Source organism: Sphingomonas sp. CCH5-D11 (genome assembly GCF_001557395.1).
Classification (GTDB): Bacteria; Pseudomonadota; Alphaproteobacteria; order Sphingomonadales; family Sphingomonadaceae; genus Sphingomonas.
Map to the genome: position 1 here is coordinate 1 of NZ_LSKH01000353.1, position 319 is coordinate 319.

1 protein-coding gene is annotated in these 319 nt (G+C 66.5%); it reads left to right on the top strand.

Going from position 1 to position 319, the window contains the following annotated elements:
• The coding region (locus tag AX702_RS21135) for an outer membrane beta-barrel protein (RefSeq protein WP_156455625.1) at positions 1 to 226 on the top strand (226 nt) is incomplete at its 5' end.
• Between the last annotated feature and the right edge of the window lie 93 nt (positions 227 to 319).

Below are 319 nucleotides of genomic sequence, written 5' to 3' on the forward strand. Positions count from 1 at the left end.
CCGCCACAATCTGCTGCTGTCCGGTGAAGTGGGGTGGCGCCGATCGGTGTTTCGCGGCGCGGGTGACAAGCAGGACATTGTGCAAGGGCGGGTGGGCGTGGAATATCTTGCGACCCGCAGGTTCTCGCTCTTCGCTGACGCGACGCTTTCCGATCGCGCGGCGACCATCCCGCTGGATGAATTTTCCCGCGGCCTCGTTCAGGTCGGCATCCGTGCGCGCCTTTAACCGTGCGGCGAAGCGCGCCTGCGCGGCTCTGCTGCTGACGACGTCGCTGTCGAGTTGCGAAGCCCAGCCGGGGCAGACGTCGGCAAAGGCCAC